The organism is Pseudomonas sp. FP198 (assembly GCF_030687895.1).
Taxonomy (GTDB): domain Bacteria; phylum Pseudomonadota; class Gammaproteobacteria; order Pseudomonadales; family Pseudomonadaceae; genus Aquipseudomonas.
Window position 1 is genome coordinate 1716413 of the sequence record NZ_CP117452.1, and the last position, 24766, is coordinate 1741178.

At 62.7% G+C, this 24766-nt stretch carries 27 protein-coding genes; 24 read left to right on the forward strand and 3 right to left on the reverse strand.

From position 1 onward, the window contains the following. Positions 1 to 50 precede the first annotated feature (50 nt). The 12 genes from fleN to PSH78_RS08090 all read left to right on the forward strand — a co-directional run bounded on the left by fleN (position 51) and on the right by PSH78_RS08090 (position 10831). Positions 51 to 881 (forward strand): flagellar synthesis regulator FleN, encoded by an 831-nt coding sequence (gene fleN, locus PSH78_RS08035; RefSeq protein WP_003184001.1) that lies wholly within the window; start codon positions 51 to 53, stop codon positions 879 to 881. Beyond that, a complete protein-coding gene (gene fliA / locus PSH78_RS08040) occupies positions 878 to 1621 on the forward strand; it encodes an RNA polymerase sigma factor FliA (protein ID WP_014337177.1) in 744 nt (247 codons plus the stop codon). Before fleN ends, fliA begins: the two co-directional genes overlap by 4 nt. Positions 1622 to 1788: 167 nt before the next feature. Beyond that, positions 1789 to 2160 (forward strand): chemotaxis response regulator CheY, encoded by a 372-nt coding sequence (locus PSH78_RS08045; RefSeq protein WP_003183998.1) that lies wholly within the window; start codon positions 1789 to 1791, stop codon positions 2158 to 2160. 18 nt (positions 2161 to 2178) lie between these two features. Beyond that, positions 2179 to 2964, forward strand: a complete 786-nt coding sequence (locus PSH78_RS08050) for a protein phosphatase CheZ (RefSeq protein WP_305499630.1) — start codon at positions 2179 to 2181, stop codon at positions 2962 to 2964. Between the two features lie 30 nt (positions 2965 to 2994). Further along, complete coding sequence (locus PSH78_RS08055) at positions 2995 to 5250, forward strand: chemotaxis protein CheA (RefSeq protein ID WP_305499631.1); 2256 nt, start codon at positions 2995 to 2997, stop codon at positions 5248 to 5250. Between the two features lie 48 nt (positions 5251 to 5298). Beyond that, positions 5299 to 6423 (forward strand): chemotaxis response regulator protein-glutamate methylesterase, encoded by a 1125-nt coding sequence (locus tag PSH78_RS08060; protein ID WP_305499632.1) that lies wholly within the window; start codon positions 5299 to 5301, stop codon positions 6421 to 6423. Continuing rightward, entirely contained in the window at positions 6423 to 7163 is a 741-nt protein-coding gene (locus PSH78_RS08065; RefSeq protein WP_305499634.1) for a flagellar motor protein, read from the forward strand. Before PSH78_RS08060 ends, PSH78_RS08065 begins: the two co-directional genes overlap by 1 nt. A gap of 15 nt (positions 7164 to 7178) precedes the next feature. Next, complete coding sequence (gene motD / locus PSH78_RS08070; protein WP_305499636.1) at positions 7179 to 8063, forward strand: flagellar motor protein MotD; 885 nt, start codon at positions 7179 to 7181, stop codon at positions 8061 to 8063. Positions 8064 to 8112: 49 nt separating this feature from the next. Further along, on the forward strand, positions 8113 to 8904 hold the full coding sequence (locus tag PSH78_RS08075; RefSeq protein WP_305499638.1) for a ParA family protein: 792 nt from the start codon (positions 8113 to 8115) through the stop codon (positions 8902 to 8904). 96 nt (positions 8905 to 9000) lie between these two features. Further along, positions 9001 to 9876 (forward strand): CheW domain-containing protein, encoded by an 876-nt coding sequence (locus PSH78_RS08080; RefSeq protein WP_305499640.1) that lies wholly within the window; start codon positions 9001 to 9003, stop codon positions 9874 to 9876. A 72-nt stretch (positions 9877 to 9948) separates the two neighbouring features. Next, positions 9949 to 10434 carry a chemotaxis protein CheW gene (locus tag PSH78_RS08085; protein WP_003199144.1) on the forward strand — a complete coding sequence of 162 codons (486 nt, stop codon included), beginning with the start codon at positions 9949 to 9951 and terminating at the stop codon, positions 10432 to 10434. A 1-nt stretch (position 10435) separates the two neighbouring features. Further along, complete coding sequence (locus PSH78_RS08090; protein WP_305499641.1) at positions 10436 to 10831, forward strand: DUF2802 domain-containing protein; 396 nt, start codon at positions 10436 to 10438, stop codon at positions 10829 to 10831. Positions 10832 to 11632: 801 nt separating this feature from the next. Here PSH78_RS08090 and PSH78_RS08095 read toward each other — a convergent pair. Further along, complete coding sequence (locus tag PSH78_RS08095) at positions 11633 to 11962, reverse strand: EscU/YscU/HrcU family type III secretion system export apparatus switch protein (RefSeq protein ID WP_305499642.1); 330 nt, start codon at positions 11960 to 11962, stop codon at positions 11633 to 11635. Further along, positions 11959 to 13530, reverse strand: a complete 1572-nt coding sequence (locus tag PSH78_RS08100; protein WP_305499643.1) for a flagellar hook-length control protein FliK — start codon at positions 13528 to 13530, stop codon at positions 11959 to 11961. The genes PSH78_RS08095 and PSH78_RS08100 overlap by 4 nt, the downstream gene beginning before the upstream one ends. Before the next feature lie 198 nt (positions 13531 to 13728). Here PSH78_RS08100 and ccmA point away from each other — a divergent pair, with 198 nt between their 5' ends. The 12 genes from ccmA (at position 13729) to PSH78_RS08160 (ending at position 24503) form a co-directional block, all read left to right on the forward strand. Beyond that, on the forward strand, positions 13729 to 14364 hold the full coding sequence (gene ccmA / locus PSH78_RS08105; RefSeq protein WP_305499645.1) for a cytochrome c biogenesis heme-transporting ATPase CcmA: 636 nt from the start codon (positions 13729 to 13731) through the stop codon (positions 14362 to 14364). Next, positions 14361 to 15029, forward strand: coding sequence for a heme exporter protein CcmB (gene ccmB, locus PSH78_RS08110; protein ID WP_305499647.1), 669 nt, complete (start codon positions 14361 to 14363; stop codon positions 15027 to 15029). Before ccmA ends, ccmB begins: the two co-directional genes overlap by 4 nt. A 95-nt stretch (positions 15030 to 15124) precedes the next feature. After that, on the forward strand, positions 15125 to 15880 hold the full coding sequence (locus PSH78_RS08115; protein ID WP_305499649.1) for a heme ABC transporter permease: 756 nt from the start codon (positions 15125 to 15127) through the stop codon (positions 15878 to 15880). Beyond that, a complete protein-coding gene (ccmD, locus tag PSH78_RS08120; protein WP_007939192.1) occupies positions 15877 to 16053 on the forward strand; it encodes a heme exporter protein CcmD in 177 nt (58 codons plus the stop codon). Before PSH78_RS08115 ends, ccmD begins: the two co-directional genes overlap by 4 nt. Beyond that, complete coding sequence (gene ccmE, locus PSH78_RS08125) at positions 16050 to 16505, forward strand: cytochrome c maturation protein CcmE (RefSeq protein ID WP_305499651.1); 456 nt, start codon at positions 16050 to 16052, stop codon at positions 16503 to 16505. The genes ccmD and ccmE overlap by 4 nt, the downstream gene beginning before the upstream one ends. Positions 16506 to 16508: 3 nt before the next feature. Then, positions 16509 to 18497 carry a heme lyase CcmF/NrfE family subunit gene (locus PSH78_RS08130; RefSeq protein ID WP_305499652.1) on the forward strand — a complete coding sequence of 663 codons (1989 nt, stop codon included), beginning with the start codon at positions 16509 to 16511 and terminating at the stop codon, positions 18495 to 18497. Next, positions 18494 to 19030 carry a DsbE family thiol:disulfide interchange protein gene (locus tag PSH78_RS08135; protein WP_095963989.1) on the forward strand — a complete coding sequence of 179 codons (537 nt, stop codon included), beginning with the start codon at positions 18494 to 18496 and terminating at the stop codon, positions 19028 to 19030. The genes PSH78_RS08130 and PSH78_RS08135 overlap by 4 nt, the downstream gene beginning before the upstream one ends. Continuing rightward, on the forward strand, positions 19027 to 19500 hold the full coding sequence (locus PSH78_RS08140) for a cytochrome c-type biogenesis protein (protein WP_305499655.1): 474 nt from the start codon (positions 19027 to 19029) through the stop codon (positions 19498 to 19500). The genes PSH78_RS08135 and PSH78_RS08140 overlap by 4 nt, the downstream gene beginning before the upstream one ends. Further along, complete coding sequence (ccmI, locus tag PSH78_RS08145; RefSeq protein WP_305499656.1) at positions 19493 to 20695, forward strand: c-type cytochrome biogenesis protein CcmI; 1203 nt, start codon at positions 19493 to 19495, stop codon at positions 20693 to 20695. Before PSH78_RS08140 ends, ccmI begins: the two co-directional genes overlap by 8 nt. Before the next feature lie 14 nt (positions 20696 to 20709). Further along, complete coding sequence (locus PSH78_RS08150) at positions 20710 to 21117, forward strand: hypothetical protein (protein WP_305499657.1); 408 nt, start codon at positions 20710 to 20712, stop codon at positions 21115 to 21117. 131 nt (positions 21118 to 21248) lie between these two features. Beyond that, positions 21249 to 22124, forward strand: coding sequence for a polyamine aminopropyltransferase (gene speE, locus PSH78_RS08155; protein ID WP_305499658.1), 876 nt, complete (start codon positions 21249 to 21251; stop codon positions 22122 to 22124). 285 nt (positions 22125 to 22409) lie between these two features. After that, the gene (locus PSH78_RS08160; RefSeq protein WP_305499659.1) at positions 22410 to 24503 is read left to right on the forward strand and encodes an LTA synthase family protein; all 2094 of its coding nucleotides are present in this window, start codon (positions 22410 to 22412) and stop codon (positions 24501 to 24503) included. 57 nt (positions 24504 to 24560) lie between these two features. Here PSH78_RS08160 and PSH78_RS08165 read toward each other — a convergent pair whose 3' ends face one another. Continuing rightward, positions 24561 to 24713: a DUF3309 family protein gene (locus PSH78_RS08165; RefSeq protein WP_018606531.1), complete on the reverse strand. Its 153-nt coding sequence runs from the start codon at positions 24711 to 24713 to the stop codon at positions 24561 to 24563. Between the last annotated feature and the right edge of the window lie 53 nt (positions 24714 to 24766).

The window sequence follows — 24766 nt, forward strand, 5'->3', positions numbered from 1 at the left end:
GCAGCCAGTAATGTGGCCTCCGTCTAAGTAAGACAAGGTAAAGAACGAACATGGGCAGCATGCATCCCGTACAGGTGATCGCGGTGACCGGCGGCAAAGGTGGCGTCGGGAAGACTAACGTGTCAGTGAACTTGTCCCTGGCTCTGGCAGAGCTTGGCCGACGGGTCATGCTGCTGGACGCCGACCTGGGCCTGGCGAACGTCGACGTGCTGCTGGGGCTTACCCCCAAGCGCACGCTGGCGGACGTGATCGAAGGCCGCTGCGAACTGCGCGACGTGCTCCTGCAGGGGCCTGGCGGGATTCGCATCGTGCCGGCCGCCTCCGGTACCCAGAGCATGGTTCACCTGACGCCGGCGCAGCACGCCGGGCTGATCCAGGCTTTCAGCGACATCGGCGACAACCTCGATGTGCTGGTGATCGACACGGCCGCCGGTATCGGTGACTCGGTGGTCAGTTTTGTCCGCGCCGCCCAGGAAGTCCTGCTGGTGGTCTGCGACGAACCGACCTCCATCACCGATGCCTACGCCCTGATCAAACTGCTTAACCGCGACTATGGCATGAACCGCTTCCGCGTCCTGGCCAACATGGCCCAGAGCCCGCAGGAAGGACGCAACCTATTCGCCAAGTTGACGAAGGTCACGGATCGCTTCCTGGACGTCGCCCTGCAATATGTCGGCGCAGTGCCTTACGACGAAAGCGTACGCAAGGCTGTCCAGAAACAACGTGCCGTCTATGAAGCTTTTCCACGTTCCAAATGCGCGCTGGCGTTCAAGGCGATCGCCCAGAAGGTCGATACCTGGCCGCTGCCGGCCAACCCTCGCGGGCATCTGGAATTTTTCGTCGAGCGTCTCGTGCAACAAACGGCAGGGCCCGTGTTATGACAGCCAGCGGTTACAACCATCTCTACAAAAAATCGGCACGGGACGCCCAGTACGAACTGATCGAGCGTTATGCGCCGTTGGTCAAGCGCATCGCCTATCACTTGCTGGCACGCTTGCCGGCCAGCGTCCAGGTCGAAGACTTGATCCAGGCGGGCATGATCGGCCTGCTCGAAGTGTCGAACAAATACGACGCGAGCAAGGGCGCCAGTTTCGAGACGTATGCCGGTATCCGGATTCGCGGAGCGATGCTCGATGAAGTCCGCAAGGGCGACTGGGCGCCGCGTTCGGTGCACCGCAATACCCGTATGGTCAGTGACGCGATCCGCGCGATTGAAGCTAAAACCGGGCGTGACGCTAAAGATCACGAGGTTGCGGCCGAACTCCAGTTGAGTCTCGATGATTATTACGGGATTTTGAACGATACCTTGGGCAGCCGCCTGTTCAGTTTCGACGACCTTTTGCAGGACGGCGAGCACGAAGGGCTGCACGAGGACAATGCGAGTGCTCACATGGAGCCGTCGCGTGACCTGGAAGACGAACGTTTCCAGAGCGCGCTGGCGGATGCGATTGCCAATTTGCCGGAGCGTGAGCGACTGGTCTTGGCGCTGTACTACGACGAAGAGCTGAACCTCAAGGAAATCGGTGAGGTCCTGGGGGTCAGCGAATCGCGGGTCAGCCAGTTACACAGCCAATGCGCGGCCCGCTTGCGGGGGCGTTTGGGGGAGTGGCGAGCGCGCTGACAGGCAGTGTGGGGACGCTGCTAGCGGGGCTGGCACGGCATGTGCCGGGCCAGTCTCCATCCGTGGGGCTCCATACCGTTGTCGAGTGTTGTGCCGGATTGATTGAAATGGCGCGTCCAGGTGCTGGGCGCGTTTAAGACTGCTTGGAGGTCGAATTGGACAAGAACATGAAAATCCTCATCGTTGATGACTTCTCAACGATGCGGCGGATCATAAAAAACCTGTTGCGTGACCTCGGGTTCACCAACACGGTCGAGGCTGACGATGGCACCACTGCCATTCCAGTCCTCAACAGCGGGAGCATCGACTTTCTGGTGACTGACTGGAACATGCCCGGCATGACCGGTATCGACTTGCTGCGCCACGTGCGCGCCGATGAAAAACTCAAGCACCTGCCGGTGCTGATGGTCACCGCCGAAGCCAAGCGCGAGCAGATCATCGAAGCGGCCCAGGCCGGTGTAAACGGCTATGTGGTCAAACCCTTCACGGCCCAGGCGTTGAAAGAGAAGATCGAAAAAATCTTCGAACGCATCGGTTAACGGCGCCACGGGGGAGCTATGGATAACGAATCTTCAATGGGCGATTTCGAATCGACCCTGAAAAAACATGCCCGTGAACTGGTCGACAGCCTTGAAAAGGGCCGCTTCGGTGACGCGGTTCAAATGATTCATGAGCTCAACCAGACCCGTGACCGCGGTCTGTACCAGGAAGTCGGCAAGCTCACCCGTGAACTGCACAGCGCGATCGTCAATTTCCAGATCGATCCGAACATGCCACAGGCCGAGGAAGTCTCGCAGATCACCGACGCCACCGAGCGCCTGGGGTATGTGGTCAAGCTGACCGAAGCCGCGGCCAACCGCACCATGGACCTGGTGGAAAGCGCTACTCCGCTGGTCAACGGCCTGAGCGAGGAAGCCCAGGCGTTGAGTACCGATTGGGGGCGCTTCATGCGTCGCGAAGTCGGTGCCGAGGAGTTTCGCGAGTTGGCCCGTCGGGTCGACGGTTTCCTGACGCGCAGCAGCAGCGAAAACCGCGCCGTGGCGAGCAATCTCAATGACATCCTGCTGGCCCAGGACTACCAGGACCTGACAGGCCAGGTGATCAAGCGCGTGACCCAGTTGGTCACCGAAGTGGAAAGCAATTTGCTCAAACTGGTGCTCATGGCTAGCCAGGTTGATCGCTTTGCCGGCATCGAACACGACCGTGCGGCGATACTTGCTGAAAAAGATCCACAAAAACATCTCTCTCAGGGTGAAGGTCCGCAGATTCATGCCGATAAAAGAGAAGACGTTGTGTCCGGTCAGGACGATGTGGACGATTTGTTGTCCAGCCTTGGATTTTGAGTTTTAGCCCTATTTTAGGAGCAGCCATTAATGAGCTTCGGCGCCGATGAAGAGATCCTTCAGGATTTCCTGGTTGAGGCCGGCGAGATTCTAGAGCAACTGTCCGAACAGCTGGTCGAGCTGGAAAGCCGACCTGATGATGCGGATCTGCTCAATGCAATTTTTCGCGGTTTCCACACTGTAAAAGGAGGCGCCGGCTTCCTCCAGCTCAATGAGCTGGTGGAGTGCTGCCACATTGCCGAAAACGTGTTCGACATCCTGCGCAAGGGTGAGCGTCGCGTTGACTCGGAATTGATGGACGTCGTGCTCGAAGCGCTGGATGCGGTCAACAGCATGTTCAGCGAAGTGCGCGAGCGTTCGCCGATCACCCCGGCCACGCCTGAGCTGCTTGCAGCATTGGCGCGCCTGGCCGAGCCGCAGTCGGCTGACGAAGCCGCGCCGGTTGCCGAGGCTGTGGCTGAAGAGCCGGTTGCCGAGGAATCGGGTGACATTACCGACCACGAATTTGAGTCGCTGCTGGACTCGCTGAGTGCCGTCAAGGCCCAGGCCGAGGCTCCGGCGGCACCCGCCGCAACCGCTGCGCCAGCCGCCGCTGCCGCCGGCAGTGATGAAATCACCGACGCCGAGTTCGAGTCGTTGCTCGACCAGCTCCACGGCAAGGGCCAGTTCGCCGCTGATGCCGTTGCCGCCCCGGCGACCCCGGCCGCGCCGAAGGCTGCGGGGGATAACTCCGACATCACCGACGACGAATTCGAAGCATTGCTCGACCAGTTGCACGGTAAGGGTACCTTTGCCGTCGATGCGCTGGATTCGGCCATCGCTGCTGCGCCAACCCCGGCCAAGCCAACCGCGGCCGCCGCCGGTGGCGACCTGATCAGCGACCACGAATTCGAATCCCTGCTCGACGAATTGCACGGCAAGGGCAAGTTCAGCGAAGTCGGCACGGCCACCGCGGCGCCTGCCGCCGCCACTGCTGCGCCGGCCGCCAAGGCCGCGCCCAAGCCCGCTGCCAAGGCACCGGAGCCGAAGGCCGAGACACCCAAGCCTGCCGCCGCCGCAGCGCCGGCACCAGCCCGTGCGCCGTCTGCCCCACCTGCGGAAAAGCCGGCCAGCGAAGCCGAGACCACCGTTCGGGTCGACACCGCGCGCCTCGACGAGATCATGAACATGGTCGGCGAACTGGTGCTGGTGCGTAACCGCCTGGTGCGCCTGGGCCTCAACAGCCAGGACGAAGCCATGTCCAAGGCCGTGTCGAACCTCGACGTGGTCACGGCCGACCTGCAGACCGCGGTCATGAAGACCCGGATGCAGCCGATCAAGAAAGTCTTCGGGCGCTTCCCGCGCCTGGTTCGTGACCTGGCTCGCCAGCTCAAGAAAGAGATCAACCTGGAACTGGTGGGTGAAGAGACCGACCTCGACAAGAACCTTGTCGAGGCCCTGGCCGACCCGCTGGTCCACTTGGTGCGCAACGCGGTCGACCACGGCATCGAGTCGCCGGAAGAGCGCGAGGCCTCGGGCAAGGTCCGCAGCGGCAAGGTGATCCTGGCCGCCGAGCAGGAGGGCGACCACATCCTGCTGTCGATCTCCGACGACGGCAAGGGCATGGACCCGCACGTACTCCGGGCGATCGCGGTGAAACGCGGCGTGATGGACAAGGACGCGGCCGATCGCCTGAGCGACACCGAGTGCTACAACCTGATTTTCGCTCCGGGCTTCTCGACCAAGACCGAGATCTCCGACGTGTCGGGTCGTGGCGTGGGCATGGACGTGGTGAAAACCAAGATTTCCCAGCTCAACGGCTCGATCAACATCTATTCGACCAAGGGCCAGGGCTCGAAAATCGTCATCAAGGTCCCGTTGACCCTGGCGATCATGCCGACCCTGATGGTGATGCTGGGCAACCAGGCCTTCGCCTTCCCGCTGGTCAACGTCAACGAGATCTTCCACCTCGACCTGTCGCGCACCAACGTGGTCGACGGCCAGGAAGTGGTCATCGTGCGGGACAAGGCATTGCCGCTGTTCTACCTCAAGCGCTGGCTGGTCAGCTCCGCCGCTCATGTCGAGCAGGGCGAAGGCCATGTGGTGATCCTTTCGGTGGGCACCCAGCGGATCGGCTTCGTCGTCGACCAACTGGTGGGCCAGGAAGAAGTGGTCATCAAGCCGTTGGGCAAGATGCTCCAGGGCACCCCGGGCATGTCCGGCGCCACCATCACCGGCGACGGCCGCATCGCGTTGATTCTCGATGTGCCTAGCATGCTCAAGCGCTACGCCGCCCGGCGTATTTGATTCTGGAGGGGTGCGGCCTGGCGCCGCGCCTCGTCTAACGGAGTGTTTATGGTAGTTAAAGTCCTGGTGGTGGACGATTCGGGGTTTTTCCGCCGCCGCGTCTCGGAAATTCTTTCGGCGGACACCAGCATTCAGGTCGTCGGTACGGCGACCAACGGCAAAGAGGCGATCGATCAGGCGCTGGCGCTCAAGCCGGACGTGATCACCATGGACTACGAGATGCCGATGATGGACGGCATCACGGCGGTGCGGCATATCATGCAGCGCTGCCCGACCCCGGTGTTGATGTTCTCGTCCCTGACCCATGAAGGCGCCCGTGTCACCCTCGATGCGCTGGACGCCGGGGCGGTCGACTTCCTGCCGAAGAATTTCGAAGACATCTCGCGCAACCCGGACAAGGTCCGCCAGTTGCTGTGCGAGAAAGTTCACAGCATTTCCCGCAGCAATCGCCGGGTCAGTGCCTACAGCGCACCGGCGCCCGCGCCGGTTGTTGCGCCGACGTCCGCGCCCGCGTCGTGCAGCTTCAATCCGGCACCGGTTCGCAGTGCTCCGGCACCGGCGCCGGCGCGCTCGGCACCGGCCAGCGCAGCGTCGCCGGCCCCCAAGCGCAAGGCCTACAAACTGGTTGCCATCGGTACGTCCACCGGCGGTCCGGTGGCGCTGCAGCGGGTCCTGACCCAACTGCCGGCGAATTTCCCGGCGCCCATCGTACTGATCCAGCACATGCCCGCGGCATTTACCAAGGCATTTGCCGAGCGTCTGGACAAACTCTGCCGCATCAGCGTCAAGGAAGCCGAGGACGGCGACATCCTGCGGCCGGGCCTGGCGCTGTTGGCGCCGGGTGGCAAGCAGATGATGATCGACGGCCGTGGCGCGGTGAAAATCCTGCCCGGTGACGAGCGTCTGAACTACAAGCCTTGCGTGGATATTACCTTCGGTTCCGCGGCGAAATCCTACGGCGACAAAGTTCTGGCGGTGGTCCTCACCGGCATGGGCGCCGACGGTCGCGAGGGCGCGCGGCTGCTCAAGCAGGGCGGCAGCGCGATCTGGGCCCAGGACGAGGCCAGTTGCGTGATCTATGGCATGCCCATGGCAATCGTCAAGGCCGACCTGGCCGACGCGGTCTACAGCCTGGACGACATGGGTAAACATCTGGTCGAGGCGTGCCTGTAATGGACGTGCTCAGCCTGATCGGCATCATCATGGCGTTCGTCGCCATCATTGGTGGCAATTACCTGGAAGGCGGTCACCTCGGCGCGTTGGCCAACGGCCCGGCCGCGTTGATCGTGATCGGTGGCACCGTAGGCGCTGCGCTGTTGCAGTCGCCGATGAGCGCCTTCAAGCGCGCCATGCAGGTATTGGTGTGGATCCTGTTCCCGCCGCGGGTCGACCTGGCCGGCGGCATCGACCGCGTGGTGAACTGGAGCCTGACCGCCCGCAAGGAAGGTCTGCTCGGTCTGGAAGGGGTGGCCGACGCCGAACCCGACAGCTACTCGCGCAAGGGCCTGCAGTTGTTGGTCGACGGCGCCGAGCCGGAAGCGATCCGCAGCATCCTGGAGGTGGATTTCTACACCCAGGAAAGTCGCGACATCGAAGCGGCGAAAGTTTTCGAAAGCATGGGCGGCTACGCGCCGACCATCGGCATCATCGGTGCGGTGATGGGCCTGATCCATGTGATGGGCAACCTGGCCGACCCGTCGCAGCTGGGCAGCGGCATCGCCGTGGCCTTCGTCGCGACCATCTATGGCGTGGCGAGCGCCAACCTCGTGCTGCTGCCGATCGCGGCCAAGCTCAAGTCCATCGCGTTGCGCCAGTCGCGCTATCGGGAAATGCTGCTGGAAGGCATCCTGTCGATCGCCGAAGGTGAAAACCCGCGCTCCATCGAGTTGAAGCTCCAGGGCTTCATGGACTGATGGAGGATATGGAAGATGGCGCGTCGCAGACATCGTGAAGAACACGTCAACCATGAACGCTGGCTGGTTTCCTACGCCGACTTCATCACGTTGCTGTTCGCCTTTTTCGTGGTCATGTATTCGATCTCCTCGGTCAACGAGGGCAAGTACAAGGTCATTTCCGAAGCGTTGATTGGCGTTTTCACTGACTCGGACCGCGCCCTCAAGCCGATTCCCATCGGCGACGAACGGCCGAAGACAACGACCCCGGCCAAGCCGTTGGTCAAGGACAGCGAGCAGGTCGATGCAGGTATTGCCGGTGGTGCCGATCCGTTGAAGAGCATTGCCGATGACATCAGCGCGGCATTCGGCGACCTGATCAGCTCCAACCAGATGACCGTGCGCGGCAATGAATTGTGGGTCGAGATCGAGCTCAATTCCAGCCTGCTGTTCGGTAGCGGTGACGCGATGCCCAGCGACATGGCGTTCAACATCATCGATAAGGTCGCGGCGATCCTGAAACCGTTCGACAACCCGATCCACGTCGAAGGTTTCACCGATGACCAGCCGATCCGCACCGCGCAATACCCGACCAACTGGGAGTTGTCGTCGGCACGTTCGGCAAGCATCGTGCGCATGCTTGCCATGCAGGGCGTCAATCCCGGACGCCTGGCCTCGGTGGGTTATGGCGAATTCCAGCCGGTGGCCAACAACGCCACCGCCGAAGGGCGCGCGCGCAACCGGCGGGTAGTGCTCGTGGTGTCGCGTAACCTTGATGTCCGGCGCAGCCTGACCGGTACCGGCACCGCCAACGCGAAACCGGACGCGGCATTGAAGCGGGCTGGCACACAAACTGCACCGGCCCCGGTCAAGTCGCCGGAAAGACAGAACGCCGTCAATTCTCCGTCACCGGCTTTATAACCGAGCTATTTCTCGGTCGAACCCGATTCGACCGGGAGGAACGATCCGAATGAGAGTCTGGGCAGTCGCCAATCAAAAAGGTGGTGTGGGCAAAACCACATCCTCCATCGCTTTAGCCGGTTTGCTGGCCGAGGCGGGCAAGCGCGTGGTCATCGTCGATCTGGACCCCCACGGCTCGATGACCAGCTATTTCGGCTACGATCCCGATAGCCTGGAGCACAGCAACTACGACTTGTTCCTGCACAAGGGCAGCGTGCCCGAGGGCTTGCCCGGCCAGTTGTTGCTGTCTACCAGTGACGAGCGGATTTCCCTGCTGCCATCGAGCACGGCCCTGGCTACCCTGGAGCGCCAGTCGCCCGGGCAGGGCGGCCTGGGCCTGGTGATCGCCAAGAGTCTGGCGCAGCTGTGGCAGGATTTCGATTACGCGATCATCGACAGTCCGCCATTGCTCGGGCTGCTGATGGTCAACGCCCTGGCCGCGAGCCAGCAACTGGTGATACCGGTGCAGACCGAACACTTGGCCGTCAAAGGCCTGGAGCGCATGGTCAACACCCTGGCGATGGTCAACCGCTCGCGCAAGCAATCCCTGGCGTTCAACATCGTGCCGACCCTGTTCGACCGTCGCACCCAGGCGTCCCTCGGTACCCTGCGCGTGTTGCGCGATATGTACCCGGACGACATCTGGCAAGGTTACATCCCGGTCGATACGCGTCTGCGCGATGCCAGCCGCGCCGGCGTGACCCCTTCGCAATTCGATGGCAAGAGCCGTGGCATCCTGGCCTATCGCGCGCTTCTCAAGCATCTGCTGGCCCAGCAGCTCGTTCCGCAGCAGGTGGCTTGAAGTGACGAAGTTTTCCACAGCCGTTGTGCTTGCTTGCGGGCGCTCAAGTCCTGACGTATCCATGCCGATAACCTTTTCAAGTGGCGCACAGTTCTCATGAACCGCCCGATCAAGACAACCTCGCGTCCGCAACTGGCCTTGCAGTCCTACCTGGACGGGCTCTTGCAGGAAGCGACCGAAGAATTGCCAGCGCCGCCGAGCGCGGCCGAGGCGTTGCCCGAGCCCGTCGAAGCTGAAGCTGTACTGGACGAGTTCCAGGCGGCCGTGCTCGAGGAGCAGGCCCGTGATGCACGGATTTCCATGACCGCCGCAGCGGTCGAGGCGCCGCTCATCAAGCCGAAGGTGGCCGTGATGGAAGCGCCCGCGCCGATCCTGGCGCCGGTCTCGACCGTTGCACCGTTGTTGCAGGGCCTGGTGACGCCGGTAGTGGAAATCCACTTGCCGCCGCCGAGCAACACACCGCCGCCGGTGCAGGGGGACGACCGTCCGGCCTGGGCCGCCGAGCCGTTCGAGTGTCTGTTGTTCGATGTGGCCGGGTTGACCCTGGCGGTGCCGCTGGTGTGCCTGGGATCGATTTATTCCCTGGCGGGGCAGGAACTGACGCCGTTGTTCGGCCAGCCGGAATGGTTCCTCGGGATCCTGCCGAGCCAGGCCGGCAACCTGAAGGTGCTGGACACCGCGCGCTGGGTCATGCCGGACCGTTATCGCGATGATTTTCGCCAGGGCCTGCAATACGTGATTTCAGTGCAAGGCTACGAGTGGGGATTGGCGGTGCATCAGGTCAGCCGTTCGCTGCGCCTGGACCCGAACGAAATCAAATGGCGCAGCCATCGAGGGCAACGGCCATGGCTGGCCGGTACGGTGATCGAACACATGTGCGCCTTGCTGGACGTTTCCGAACTGGCGGAGCTGATCGCCAGCGGCGGGGCAAAACACCTGGGCGGCAGCAAGCCGGTCCAGAAACCGAAATAAGACAACCGGGGGCGCAGGGCGCCGCCGGACAGAACACACACCGCCACAGGCGGTTTTTCGAGGGGTCAGGGTATGAATGATAAGGCGTCGTCTCAAAAGGGTTCTGAAGATCCGATTCTGCAATGGGTGACCTTCAAGCTCGATAACGAAACCTACGGCATCAACGTGATGCGCGTTCAGGAAGTGCTGCGCTACACCGAGATCGCCCCGGTTCCAGGTGCGCCAAGCTATGTGCTGGGGATCATCAACCTGCGTGGCAACGTGGTCACCGTGATCGATACCCGTCAACGCTTCGGCCTGATGAACGCCGAGATCAGCGACAACACCCGGATCGTCATCATCGAAGCCGACAAGCAAGTGGTTGGCATCATGGTCGACAGCGTCGCCGAAGTGGTTTACCTGCGTCAGTCGGAAATCGAAACCGCGCCGAACGTCGGTAACGAAGAGTCCGCCAAGTTCATCCAGGGCGTGTGCAACAAGAACAATGAGTTGCTGATCCTGGTTGAACTGGACAAGATGATGAGCGAAGAAGAGTGGTCGGAACTGGAGAGTATCTGATTTGATTCTTGAGGTAGCAGTCATTGTCCTGTTCCTTTTCTGGGCAGGCACGCTGGCAATGTTCTTGTCCTACATACGCGGCCAGCGGCAGATCGCCGCTCAGCAGGCCCAGGGCGATGCGCTGCGCGATCAGCGCATCCGCGACCTGGCCAAGCGCGTCGACGACTATCAGAACGGCACTGTGCGCATGGGCGAAGCGCTCCATGAGCTGCGTGCCGTGGTCGGGCCATTGCCGGACAAACTGGCGCAACTTGAACAGCGCGACCCCTCCAGCCTGTCCTTCGCCCAGGCCGCCCGCCTGGTCGGCATGGGCGCCAGCGTCGACGAACTGACCCAGGCGTGTGGTCTGACCCAGGCCGAAGCGGAACTGATGAGCAAGTTGCACAAGGGCGGCTGATATTTTTCTGTCGCCCGAGGCCAATGTGGGAGCGAGCCTGCTCGCGAAAGCGGTGTGACAGTCAATAGAGATGCTGACTGACCGGACGCCTTCGCGAGCAGGCTCGCTCCCACAGGTTTTTCTGGCGTTCAGAAATAGTCGTTCCTACCCAGACCCCGTGGCGAGGGAGCTTGCTCCCGCTGGGTCGCGCAGCGGCCCCAGGCTTTTGCGGCCGCTGCGCAGCCGAGCGGGAGCAAGCTCCCTCGCCACAGGGGTAGCGTCGTTGCTGATCGCTAATCATCCAGCGTTCCGTGACGTCTGTGGGAGCGAGCCTGCTCGCGAAAGCGGTGTGACAGTCAATAGAGATGTTGACTGACCGGACGCCTTCGCGAGCAGGCTCGCTCCCACAGGTTTTTCTGGCGTTCAGAAATAGTCGTTCCTACCCAGACCCCGTGGCGAGGGAGCTTGCTCCCGCTGGGTCGCGCAGCGGCCCCAGGCTTTTGCGGCCGCTGCGCAGCCGAGCGGGAGCAAGCTCCCTCGCCACAGGGGTAGCGTCGTTGCTGATCGCTAATCATCCAGCGTTCCGTGACGTCTGTGTGGGAGCGAGCCTGCTCGCGAAAGCGGTGTGACAGTCAATAGAGATGTTGACTGACCGGACGCCTTCGCGAGCAGGCTCGCTCCCACAGGTTTTTCTGGCGTTCAGAAATAGTCATTCCAACCCAGACCTGTGGCGAGGGGATTTATCCCCGCTGGGTTGCGCAGCGACCCCGCTTTTTAGCGGCTGCTGCGCACCCGAGCGGGGATAAATCCCCTCGCCACAAATCAGTAATCATCCCCACGGTCCGTCACGTCCTTTTCGACATCCGGCGCGTGGGGGGCGAAGCCCTGGGGGAATTTGCCCTTCAGGTTCCAGGCAAAGGCAATGATCTCGGCGATCGTGCGGTACAGCTCCTCCGGGATGCTGTCGCCCAACTCCAGCCGCGCCAGCAATTTCACCAACTCGGCGTTTTCATAGATCGGCACTTCGCTTTCCCGGGCGATGCGCAGGATTTCCTCGGCCAGGGCTTCGTCGCCCTTGGCGGTGAGGGTGGGGGCGTGGTGGCCGTCGTACTTGAGCGCGATGGCCTGGCGGGGTTCGGTGTGGGTTGTCATGCGGTTTCGTCCACCCAGCGTTGATCCAGTCGGGTCTTGGGCCCCTGGGGCGGGGTGCCGAGGTGGCAATCCAGGTCGCCGACGTTCAGCCCGCACGTCACCAGACGCTCACGCAGGGCGGTCAGGTTGCTTTCGATCAGGCTCGCGGTGTACGGCCTTTGCGCCCACAACTGGCTGGACAGGCTGCCGCCGAGCAATTGGGCCTGGATCTGCAACGGCCCCAGCGGCTCCATGTCGAACGCCAGCTCGACCCTCCACAATTGCTGTTTCGCTTCGCGGGGTTCGCGGCGCTCGTCCGGCTGCTCCCGGGCAGGGGTTTCCTCGCGTTGGAACTTGACCTGCAATGGCACGATGTCCTGCAGGTTGCGCATCGGGATTTCCAACTGCCAGGTGCTCATCAGCCGGCCATCGTCGGTCAGCCCGGTCTGCTCCAGGCTCGATAACTGATGGCTTTGCAGGCGCGAGACAGCGGCTGCGGCCAGACGCAACAGGTGTTCCAGATCGCCTTCCTCGTCCTGGCCTTTCAACAGGCGCGAGGGCAGGGGAAAGCTGGTGGGCTGCGGCTTGGCGCTGACCTGGCCAAGCATCCCCAAGGCACTGCGCACGAAGTTGGGCAGCGCCTGGGCCAGGGTATTGGCGGCGATGATGGCGCTGAGGTTGGTGGACGCGGGCAGGGCCGGTGTCAGTTGGGCGATCAGTTTCAGCAGATCGCCTTTCATGTCCGGGGCGAGGCTCGGCGGCTGTCCGGCGAGGAGTTTGCTCTCCAGGAACATGCCGCTGGCGACCATGGCCTGGGCCAGGCCCTTGGGTGTGCTCAGTTGCTGGACGTCCGGCAGACCGGCCAACAGGCGCGTTACCGCCGCGCGCAGCTCGGGGCCGGCGTCGTCGGTGGCGGGAAGGTTTTGCAGGGCGGTGAGCAAGCTGTCCAGCGAGCCCTGGCGGCTCACCTGCGTAACCAGTTGCTGGCTGACCGCCAATTGTTCCTGGCGGTTGCTCAGGGGGACGAACTTCAAGGTCTGCGCATCCTGCACCTGAGCGCTCAACAACGTGCCGATGCGCAGGGGCTGGGGGCTGTCGATGTCCAGGGTGCTGCCGGCCTGGACGGTGTTGAGCAGACTCACCAGCGAGCGATACACCGCCGCTTGCCCAGGCAATTGCGGCAGCGCCTGGCTGGTCAGAACTTTACCCTGCAACAAGGTGCCCACGGGCAATTGCGCAGTGTCGATGCGGGTCAGGGCGGCGACACTGGACGCGAGCGCCTGTTGCACGGTGATCGCCAGGTTGCTGGCCGACGGCTGGGTCACGGCCAGGCTGGTACCTTGCGGCAACGGCTGGGCGCTGGTGGCCTGCACCGTGGCCTGCCGGCCGCTTTCCAGGGTCAGCTTGAGCAACAGCTGGAAGGCCTGGTCCGCCTGCTTGAGTGACAACACCTCGGCCTTGGCTGTCTGACCTGGGCCGATCAGCCCCTCGGCCGGCGCCAGCAACTTGAGCAGCTCGCCCGTCACCGCCGGCATGCGCGTGGTTGCCGTGGGCTGGGGCAGCGGCGGGATGTTCATGTCGCCTGTCATCTGCAGTCTTACCTTGGGGAAATCAGCGCTCTTTGGAGCGAGGCTTCACATGTATAATGCCGCCCGCCTTCCAGAGAGCGGCGAAAATCTTGCAATTGTTTGACGCAGCTCTGTGGAACGGGCCGTCAATGCATCTATGCTGCATCACTTTAACGGCCGCTGCACTGCCGACTTGAACCGTATAAGGCCCGCGATCCCTTGACCAGTCCTCTCTTGCAAACCATCGGCCTCGCCTGCGAGCGAGACCTGCGGCTGCTTTTCGAAAATCTCGAATTGAGACTCTCGCGTGGCGATATGGTGCAAGTCAGTGGCCCCAACGGCAGCGGCAAGACCAGCCTGTTGCGCCTGCTGGCCGGGTTGATGCAACCCACCGCCGGCCAGGTGCTGCTCAACGGCCAGCCCCTGGACAGCCAGCGCGGCGAACTCGCCCGCAACCTGCTCTGGATCGGCCATGCCGCCGGTATCAAGGACCTGCTGACGCCGGAAGAAAACCTCAGCTGGCTGTGCGCCTTGCACCGGCCGGCCGGTCGCGAGGCGATCTGGCAGGCCCTGGCGGCGGTAGGCCTGAAGGGTTTCGAGGACGTGCCCAGCCACACATTGTCGGCCGGCCAGCAGCGCCGCGTGGCCCTGGCCCGGCTGTACCTGGACAGCCCGCCGCTGTGGATTCTCGACGAACCCTTCACCGCACTGGACAAGCAGGGCGTCGCACAGCTCGAAGAACACCTGGCCCGGCATTGCGAGCGCGGCGGCATGGTGTTGTTGACGACCCACCACACGTTGACCCGGATGCCCGCTGGCTATCGCAGCATTGACCTGGGGAACTGGGCGGTATGAGTGTCTTTGGCCTGTTGCTTGCCCGTGAAGCGCGCCTGCTATGTCGGCGTCCGGCTGAACTGGCCAATCCGCTGGTGTTTTTCGCGATCGTCATCGCGCTGTTTCCGCTGGCGGTCGGTCCGGAGACTCAATTGTTGCAAACCTTGTCGCCGGGACTGGTCTGGGTGGCCGCGCTTTTGTCGGTCCTGCTCTCGCTGGACGGGCTTTTCCGCAGTGATTTCGAAGACGGTTCCCTGGAACAGTGGGTCCTTTCGTCGCACCCCCTGGCCCTTCTGGTTTTAGCCAAGGTACTGGCACACTGGGTTTTTTCCGGCCTGGCGCTGGTGCTGCTCTCGCCGCTGCTCGCGATGATGCTGGGCTTGCCCGCCGCGTGCATGCCGGTGCTGCTGCTGTCACTGTTGCTCGGCACACCGGTGCTGAGCCTGCTCGGCGCGGTGGGTGCGGCGCTGACGGTAGGGCTCAAGCGTGGCGGCTTGTTGCTGGCGTTGCTGATCCTGCCGCTGTACATACCGGTACTGATCCTCGGCAGTGGCGCCTTGCAAGCGGCGCTGCAAGGCATGCCGGCAACCGGTTATCTGCTGTGGCTTGGGAGCCTGACCGCCCTGGCGATAACCCTGACACCCTTTGCAATAGCCGCTGGCCTGAAGATCAGCGTCGGCGAATAATAATGCGGCCTGGTCAGGAATTGACCACTTCCACTGGAAGCGAAGGCTGACCTGGCGGCTCGTGAAGACGAGCCGCAACCGTGATGGAAACTGCAATGAACTGGACCTGGTTTCATAAGCTCGGCTCACCCAAGTGGTTCTACGGCATCAGCGGCAAGATGCTGCCCTGGTTGAGTATCGCCGCCCTGTTGCTGATCTGCATCGGCCTGGTCTGGGGCCTGGCTTTCGCGCCGCCGGACTACCAGCAGGGCAACAGCTTTCGCATTATCTATATCCATGTTCCGGCGGCGATGCTCGCCCAGTCGGTCTACGTGATGCTGGCGATCTGCGGTGTGGTCGGGCTGGTGTGGAAGATGAAGCTGGCCGACGTCGCGCTGCAATGCGCAGCGCCCATCGGTGCCTGGATGACCGCCGTGGCGCTGGTCACCGGGGCAATCTGGGGCAAGCCGACCTGGGGTTCGTGGTGGGTCTGGGATGCACGACTGACGTCGATGCTGATCCTGCTGTTCCTGTACTTCGGTCTTATTGCGCTGGGCAACGCAATCAGCAATCGTGACAGCGCCGCCAAGGCCTGCGCGGTGCTGGCGATCGTCGGCGTGATCAACATCCCGATCATCAAGTACTCGGTGGAGTGGTGGAACACCCTGCACCAGGGCGCGACCTTTACCCTCACCGAAAAACCGGCGATGCCGGTCGAGATGTGGCTGCCGCTGCTGCTGACCGTGCTGGGTTTCTACTGCTTCTTCGGCGCGGTGCTGCTGCTGCGCATGCGCCTCGAAGTGCTCAAGCGCGAAGCCCGGGCCAGTTGGGTGAAAGCCGAAGTACAGAACAGCCTGGAGGCCGCTCGATGAGTTTCGCGTCATTCGGCGACTTCCTCGCCATGGGCCATCACGGCCTGTATGTCTGGTCAGCCTATGGCATCTGCCTGGCGGTGCTGGCCCTCAACGTGGCGGCGCCGATCCTGGCCCGCAAGCGGTATCTGCAACAAGAGGCGCGTCGTCTGCGTCGGGAGAACGGTCAGTGAATCCGCTGCGCAAAAAACGTCTTGTCATCATTCTGGCGATCCTGGTCGGCGTCGGCGCGGCGGTCGGCCTCGCCCTCAGCGCCTTGCAACAGAACATCAACCTGTTCTACACCCCGACCCAGATCGCCAATGGCGAAGCTCCCAAGGATACGCGCATCCGCGCTGGCGGCATGGTGGAGCAGGGCTCGCTGGTGCGTTCCGGTGATTCGCTGGACGTGAAGTTCAACGTCACCGACTTCAACAAGACCGTGACCATCAGCTATCGCGGGATCCTCCCGGACCTGTTCCGCGAAGGGCAGGGCATCGTTGCCCTGGGCAAACTCAACGCCGATGGCGTGGTGGTGGCCGACGAGGTGCTGGCCAAGCACGATGAGAAATACATGCCGCCGGAAGTGACCAAGGCCCTGAAAGACAGCGGCCAATCGGCGCCCGCTCCCGTGAAGGAGGGTTGATCGATGAATGCCGGTCTGTTTATTCCTGAGCTGGGCCATCTGGCGATGATCCTGGCCCTGTGTTTTTCCCTGGTCCAGGCGGTTGTGCCGTTGCTCGGTGCCTGGCGCGGCGACCGCTTGTGGATGAGCCTCGCCCAGCCGGCGGCATGGGGGCAGTTTGCATTCATGCTGTTCGCGTTCGGTTGCCTGACCTACGCGTTCATGGCCGACGATTTTTCCGTGGCCTATGTCGCCAGCAACTCCAACAGCGCCTTGCCCTGGTACTACAAGTTCAGCGCGGTGTGGGGTGCCCACGAAGGTTCGTTGCTGCTCTGGGCATTGATTCTTGCCGGCTGGACCTTTGCGGTGTCGGTGTTCTCCCGACAGTTGCCGCAAGTGATGCTGGCCCGGGTGCTGGCGGTGATGGGCATGATCAGCATCGGTTTCCTGCTGTTTCTCATCCTCACGTCAAACCCGTTCGAGCGCATCCTGCCGCAAGTGCCGATGGACGGCCGCGACCTCAACCCGCTGCTCCAGGATATCGGCCTGATCGTCCATCCGCCGATGCTCTACATGGGCTACGTCGGCTTTTCCGTGGCCTTCGCCTTCGCCATCGCCGCGTTACTCGGTGGTCGCCTCGACGCCGCGTGGGCGCGCTGGTCGCGGCCATGGACCATTGTCGCCTGGGCCTTCCTCGGGATCGGCATCACCCTCGGTTCGTGGTGGGCCTACTACGAACTTGGCTGGGGCGGCTGGTGGTTCTGGGACCCGGTGGAGAACGCCTCCTTCATGCCATGGCTGGTCGGCACGGCGCTGATCCACTCCCTGGCCGTCACTGAAAAACGCGGCGTGTTCAAGAGCTGGACCGTGCTGCTGGCGATCGCGGCGTTCTCGCTGAGCCTGCTCGGGACCTTCCTGGTGCGCTCCGGCGTGCTGACCTCGGTGCATGCCTTCGCCTCGGACCCCGAGCGTGGCGTATTCATCCTGATGTTCCTGCTGTTCGTGGTCGGCGGTTCGCTGACGCTGTTCGCCCTGCGGGCGCCCGTGGTGAAAAGCCAGGTCGGCTTCAACCTCTGGTCCCGGGAAACCCTGCTGCTGGGCAATAACCTGGTGCTGGTAGTGGCGGCATCAATGATCCTCCTCGGGACACTGTATCCGCTGGTGCTCGATGCGTTGTCCGGCGCCAAGCTGTCGGTCGGCCCGCCGTATTTCAACGCATTGTTCATTCCGCTGATGGCGATCCTGATGGTGGTGATGGCGATCGGTGTGCTGGTGCGCTGGAAGGACACGCCGGTCAAATGGCTGCTGGGCATGCTCACGCCGGTGCTGCTCGGCACCGCCGCCCTGGCCGTGGTGGCGGGCATCGCTTATGGCGATTTCAACTGGGCGGTGCTGGCGACATTCGTGCTGGCGGCGTGGGTATTGCTGGCGGGCGTGCGGGATATTTTCGATAAGACCCGCCATAAAGGTCTTGTCAAAGGCCTGCCGACCCTGACCCGCAGTTACTGGGGCATGCAGCTCGCCCACCTGGGGATCGCCGTCTGCGCCCTCGGTGTGGTGCTGTCCAGCCAGAACAGCGCCGAACGCGACCTGCGCCTGGCGCCGGGCGAGTCCATGGACCTGGGTGGCTATCAATTCGTTTTCGAGGGTGCCAGGCATTTCGAAGGTCCGAACTTCACGTCCGACAAAGGCACCGTGCGGGTCATTCGCGACGGCCAGGAAATCACCGTGCTGCACCCGGAAAAACGCCTCTACACCGTACAGAACTCGGTGATGACCGAAGCCGGGATCGACGCCGGTTTCACCCGCGACCTCTACGTGGCGCTGGGCGAACCCCTCGGTGATGGCGCCTGGGCGGTACGCGTCCACGTCAAGCCGTTCGTACGCTGGATCTGGTTCGGTGGCCTGCTCACCGGACTGGGCGGCGTCCTCGCGGCGCTGGATCGGCGTTATCGGGTCAAAGTGAAAACCCGGGTGCGCGAAGCCCTGGGCGTGACGGGAGCCACTGCATGAAACGTTGGTTGATGGTGTTGCCGCTGGCGCTGTTTTTGGTGATGGCGGTGTTCTTGTACCGCGGGCTTTACCTGAACCCGTCCGAACTGCCCTCGGCGATGATCGGCAAACCGTTTCCGGAGTTCTCCCTGCCATCGGTACAAGGCGACAAGACCCTGACTCGCGCCGACCTGCTGGGCAAGCCTGCACTGGTCAACGTGTGGGGCACCTGGTGCATTTCCTGCCGGGTCGAACATCCGGTGCTGAACAAACTGGCCCAGAACGGCGTGGTGATCTACGGCGTCAACTACAAGGACGTCAATGCCGATGCCTTGAAGTGGCTGGCCGAGTTCCACAATCCCTATCAACTGGACATCCGCGATGAAGAGGGCACCCTCGGCCTGAACCTGGGCGTCTATGGGGCGCCGGAAACTTTCTTCATCGATGCCAAGGGCATCATCCGCGACAAGTTTATCGGGGTGATCGACGAGCAGGTCTGGCGCGAGAAGCTGGCCGGCAAATATCAGGCGCTGGTGGATGAGGCCAAGCCATGAAGCGCTGGTTAGCGGCTGCCGTCCTCGGCTTGAGCCTGGCCGGCGTGGCCCACGCCGCCATCGATACCTACGAATTTGCCAACGATGGCGAGCGCGAGCGGTTTCGCGAACTGACCAAGGAACTGCGCTGCCCCAAGTGTCAGAACCAGGACATCGCCGACTCCAACGCGCCGATTGCCGCCGACTTGCGCAAGGAGATCTTCCGCATGCTCGGCGAGGGCAAGGACAACCAGCAGATCATTGACTTCATGGTCGATCGCTACGGTGAGTTCGTGCGCTACAACCCGGCCCTGTCCCCCAAGACCGCGCTGCTCTGGTTCGGCCCCGCCGGGCTGCTGCTCGGTGGTTTCGTCGTCATCGCGGTGATCGTGCGCCGCCGCCGGGTCCAGCGCACTGCCGCCCCGGACACGCTTTCTGTCGAAGAGCGCCAGCGCCTCGACCAACTGTTGGATAAAACCAAGCATGATTGATTTCTGGCTCGCCGCAGGTCTGCTTCTCCTGGTTGCCCTGAGTTTTCTGTTGATCCCCGTGTTGCGTGGCCGTCGCGCCCAATTGGAAGAAGACCGCACTGCGTTGAACGTGGCGCTGTACCAGGAGCGTGTTGCCGAACTGCAGGCCGAGCGGGAGGAGGGCGTGCTCAACGCCGCGCAACTGGACACCGGTCGCGCCGAGGCCGCCCGTGAATTGCTCGCTGACACCGAGGGCGCCGAGGCGCCGCGCGAATCGCGACTGGGCAAGCCGTTGCCGCTGCTCGCGGCGGTGTTGGTGCCGGTATTGGGCCTGGCGCTGTACCTGCATTTCGGCGCCAGCGACAAGGTCGAGCTGACCCGTGAATTCGCCCAAGCGCCGAAGTCCATGGAAGAAATGACTTTGCGCCTGGAGCGCGCGGTGGCGGCACAACCGGATTCCGCCGAAGGTTTGTATTTCCTCGGGCGGACCTACATGGCGCAGGATCGGCCGGCGGACGCGGCGAAGATCTTCGAGCGCACCGTCGCGCTGGCCGGCCGCCAGCCCGAGCTGCTCGGGCAGTGGGCCCAGGCGCAGTATTTTGCCGATGGCAAGAAGTGGTCGGACAAGGTCCAGGCCCTCACCGACGAGGCGCTGAAGCTCGATCCGAAGGAAGTCACCAGCCTCGGCCTGTTGGGCATCGCCGCGTTCGAAGGCGAGCGCTATCAGGAGGCGATCGATTACTGGGGCCGCCTGCTCGCGCAGTTGCCCGAAGGCGACAAGTCGCGGGAGGCGTTGCAGGGGGGCATCACTCGCGCCACCGAGAAGCTGCAAGCCAATGGCGGCAAGGTTGCCCAGGCGCCAGTCGCCAAGGCTGCGGCGCTGCTCAAGGTCCGTGTCGAGCTCGATCCGGCCCTCAAAGCCAAGGTGCAGCCGGGCGACAGCGTGTTCATTTTCGCTCGCGCCGTGTCCGGCCCGCCCGCGCCGTTGGCGGCCAGGCGCCTGACCGTCGCCGACCTGCCGGCCAGCGTCGAGCTGGGTGACGCTGATGCGATGATGCCGCAGCTGAAACTGTCGAACTTCCCCGAAGTCCAACTGGTGGCGCGCATCTCCCGGGCCGGCCAACCCACCGCCGGCGAGTGGATCGGTCGCAGCCAGCCCCTGGCGAGCAGCACCACGGCGCTACAACAATTGATTATCGACAGTCCGGACCAATGACAGGAATTCGCACCATGACCGCCATCGCCCGTATGACCCTGCTCACCCTCGTCCTGGGCCTGAGCGCTTGTGCGGTCCAGCGTCCACCGGAGCCGTCGGCGCCATTGCCACCGATTCCGCCTTCGACGCCGACCACCAAGCCAGGCCCGTCGACCGCGCCCGGCAAACCCGTGACCCCGAACAAACCGGCCAAGCCGCTGCCGCGCACCTCCGCCAGTTTCGCTCCACCACCGGGCGGCAACAGCCACTGGGACGCCAAGCTCGGGGTCTATGTGCTGGACAAGCAGCCCAACACGTTCTATCGCCAGCGCACCTATTATCGTTGGAACAACGGCTGGAGCCGCTCCGTCAGCCCGAACGGCCCGTGGGAAGAGACCACTATCGAAGGCGTACCGGCGGGGCTCGGACAGAAGTTTCACTGAAGCCTGGGCCCTGGTGGCGAGAGAGCTTGCTCCTCGCCACCAGAAGGTTCGACCTGTCATCCCCAGCGTCGTAGAATGCGCGCCTTTGCGAGCCTTCACTGGCCAACGCGTATTGATCGGAGCACCTGACCATGACGACCACCCCGACCGGCGACTACCTGGAAACCCTCTACGAAGGCTATGGCCAGCGTTTTCGCATGGACAAGCTGCTGCACGAAGTGCGCACCGAGCACCAGCACCTGGTGATTTTCGAAAACCCGCGCATGGGCCGGGTCATGGCCCTGGATGGTGTCATCCAGACCACCGAAGCCGATGAATTCATCTATCACGAGATGCTCACCCACGTACCCATCCTCGCCCATGGCGCAGTCAAGCGCGTGCTGATCATCGGTGGCGGTGACGGCGGCATGCTCCGTGAAGTGACCAAGCACGTCGGCATCGAGCACATCACCATGGTCGAGATCGATGGCACCGTGGTGGACATGTGCAAGGAGTTCCTGCCCAACCACTCCAAGGGTGCCTACGACGACCCGCGGCTGAACCTGGTGATCGACGATGGCATGCGTTTCGTCGCCACCACGCAGGAGAAATTCGACGTCATCATTTCCGACTCCACCGACCCGATCGGCCCGGGCGAAGTGCTGTTCTCGGAAAACTTCTACCAGGCTTGCCATCGCTGCCTGAACGAAGGCGGGATCCTGGTGACCCAGAACGGCACGCCGTTCATGCAACTGGGCGAAGTGCAGACCACCGCCGGACGCTTGCACGGCCTGTTCGCCGACTGGCATTTCTACCAGGCCGCCGTGCCGACCTACATCGGCGGCGCCATGACCTTCGCCTGGGGCTCGACTGATACCGCTCACCGCAAGCTTTCTCGCGAAACCCTGCGCGAGCGCTTCATTGGCAGCGGTATCGTGACGCGCTACTACAACCCCGAGATCCATCTGGGCGCCTTCGCCATGCCGCAATATGTGCTGCAGGCGATCAACAAGCCGAGCAACGACTGAAGCCCCGGTAATTGAGGCGAGATGCTTCTGTGGCGAGGGAGCAAGCTCCCTCGCCACAAGAGCGCTGGGGTGCTTTTGTGTTTCCAGATATTCATTGAACGAAATTTTCACCAAGTCTTGTCGACAATCCCCCGCGCTCTGTCGCCAGCGGTTATTTAATGGCAATGCCATGGCCGTTCGTGCGACATTCGCGCACTTGCGCAAGCCCCGGGCCTTATATCTGGCCAACAGAGGGCGCGCCGTTGTTCTATTTGTCACTCCAACTCCAATAGGTCCTCAAACGACATGGCAATCCCGGACGCCCTGAGTCAGCAGCGCACCACGCATCGCCTGCTGCAACCGACCGTCAAATCGCACCTGGCCTACACGTTGCTCTGTGCGTTGGTGATGATGGTCATGCTGAGCCTGCTGCGCGTTGCGCTGCTGGTCTACAACCGCGAGATGATCCTCGATACACCGGCCTCTACTTTCGTCGAAGCGTTCGCCAACGGCCTGCGTTTCGACCTGCGCCTGGTGGTCTACCTGTGCATCCCGCTGCTGCTGGCCCTGTTCAGCGCACGGGCGATGGCGGCACGTGGATTCTTTCGTTTCTGGCTGACCGTCACGTCCAGCATCGCGCTGTTTCTCGGCTTGATGGAAATGGACTTCTACCGCGAGTTCCACCAGCGCCTCAACGGCCTGGTCTTCCAATATGTGCAGGAAGACCCGAAAACCGTCATGAGCATGCTCTGGTACGGTTTCCCGGTGGTGCGCTACCTGCTGGCCTGGGCCGGCGGCACGCTGATCCTGGCCCTGGCCTTCAAGGGCGCTGATCGCGCTACCCGGCCGCGCGGGCCGTTCAGTGGCGGCAGCATCGGCACCCGCCAGATCGCCCCGTGGTATGGCCGCGTCGCGGTGTTCCTGGTCTGCCTGGTGGTGGCCGTCGCCGCCGCCCGTGGCACCTTGCGCCAAGGCCCGCCCTTGCGTTGGGGCGATGTCTATACCACCGATTCGAACTTCGCCAACCAGTTGGGCCTCAATGGGACGCTGTCGCTGGTGGCGGCGGCCAAGAGCCGGATGTCCGAACACCGTGACAATGTCTGGAAAGCCACCCTCGAGTCGTCGCTGGCCCAGCAGACCGTGCGCGACATGCTGGTGATGCCCGACGACAAGCTCGTCGATGCCGGGACGGCCGCGGTAAGACGCGACTACACGCCGCCGGCCGACAAGACACTGCCGATCAAGAACGTGGTGGTGATCCTGATGGAAAGCATGGCCGGTCACTCGGTGGGCGCCCTGGGCGCGCCGGGCAACATCACGCCCTACCTGGACAAGCTGTCCAAGGAAGGCCTGCTGTTCGACCGCTTCTTCTCCAACGGCACCCACACCCACCAGGGCATGTTCGCCACCATGGCGTGTTTCCCGAACCTGCCGGGTTTTGAATACCTGATGCAGACACCGGAAGGCAGTCACAAGCTCTCGGGGCTGCCGCAACTGCTCAGTGCGCGTGCCTACGACGATGTGTATGTCTACAACGGCGACTTTGCCTGGGACAACCAGTCGGGTTTCTTCAGCAACCAGGGCATGACCACCTTCATCGGACGCAATGACTATGTGAACCCGGTGTTCTCCGACCCGACCTGGGGCGTGTCCGACCAGGACATGTTCGACCGTGGCCTGATCGAGCTCAAGGCGCGCGAGAACGGCAAGCCGTTCTATGCCTTGTTGCAGACCCTGTCCAACCACACGCCTTACGCACTGCCGACGCCGTTGCCGGTCGAGCCGGTCACGGACCGTGGTCGCCTGAACGAACACTTGACCGCCATGCGGTACTCCGATTGGGCGCTGGGGCAGTTCTTCGAGAAGGCGCGCAAGGAGCCTTACTTCAAGGAAACCCTGTTTGTCGTGGTTGGCGACCATGGCTTCGGCAACGAGCGCCAGATCACCGAAATGGACCTTGGCCGCTTCAACGTGCCGATGTTGCTGATCGGCCCGGGCATCCAGGAAAAATTCGGCCAGCGCAGCCACACCGTGGGCACCCAGGTCGATATCGTCCCAACCATCATGGGACGGCTCGGCGGGCAGGTGCGTAACCAGTGCTGGGGCCGTGACCTGTTGAACCTGCCGCCAGGCGACACCGGGTTTGGCGTGATCAAGCCGTCGGGCAGCGACCAGACCACCGCGATCATTCGCGACGACAGGATCCTGGTGCTGCCGGAAGAAAAGGCCATGCCAGCGAAGCTGTTCCGCTATCAGCTGGGGGCTAATCCGCATGCCGAGATCATCCCGGACGCACCTGACACCGCAGCGATGAAACTCAAGCTCGAGGCGTTCTTGCAAACCGCGACCAAGAGCCTGCTGGATAACACCGCCGGTGTGGTTGACGGCAAGCCGGACTGATAATCGCGACGTATAAAAAAAGAGGCCTCAATGGCCTCTTTTTTTACGCTGGGTGGTTTATATCTTGCCAAGTAACAACAAGATCAACAGCACGACCAGCACAACGCCGATGATACCGGACGGGCCATAACCCCAACTTCTGGAGTGCGGGAAGACCGGAAGGCCACCGATCAGCAGGAGGATCAGGATGATGATAAGAATAGTGCCCATTGTTGATTTCCTTATTGGTCAGTTCTGGAGTGATGTAACTTTCAACTGCCAGC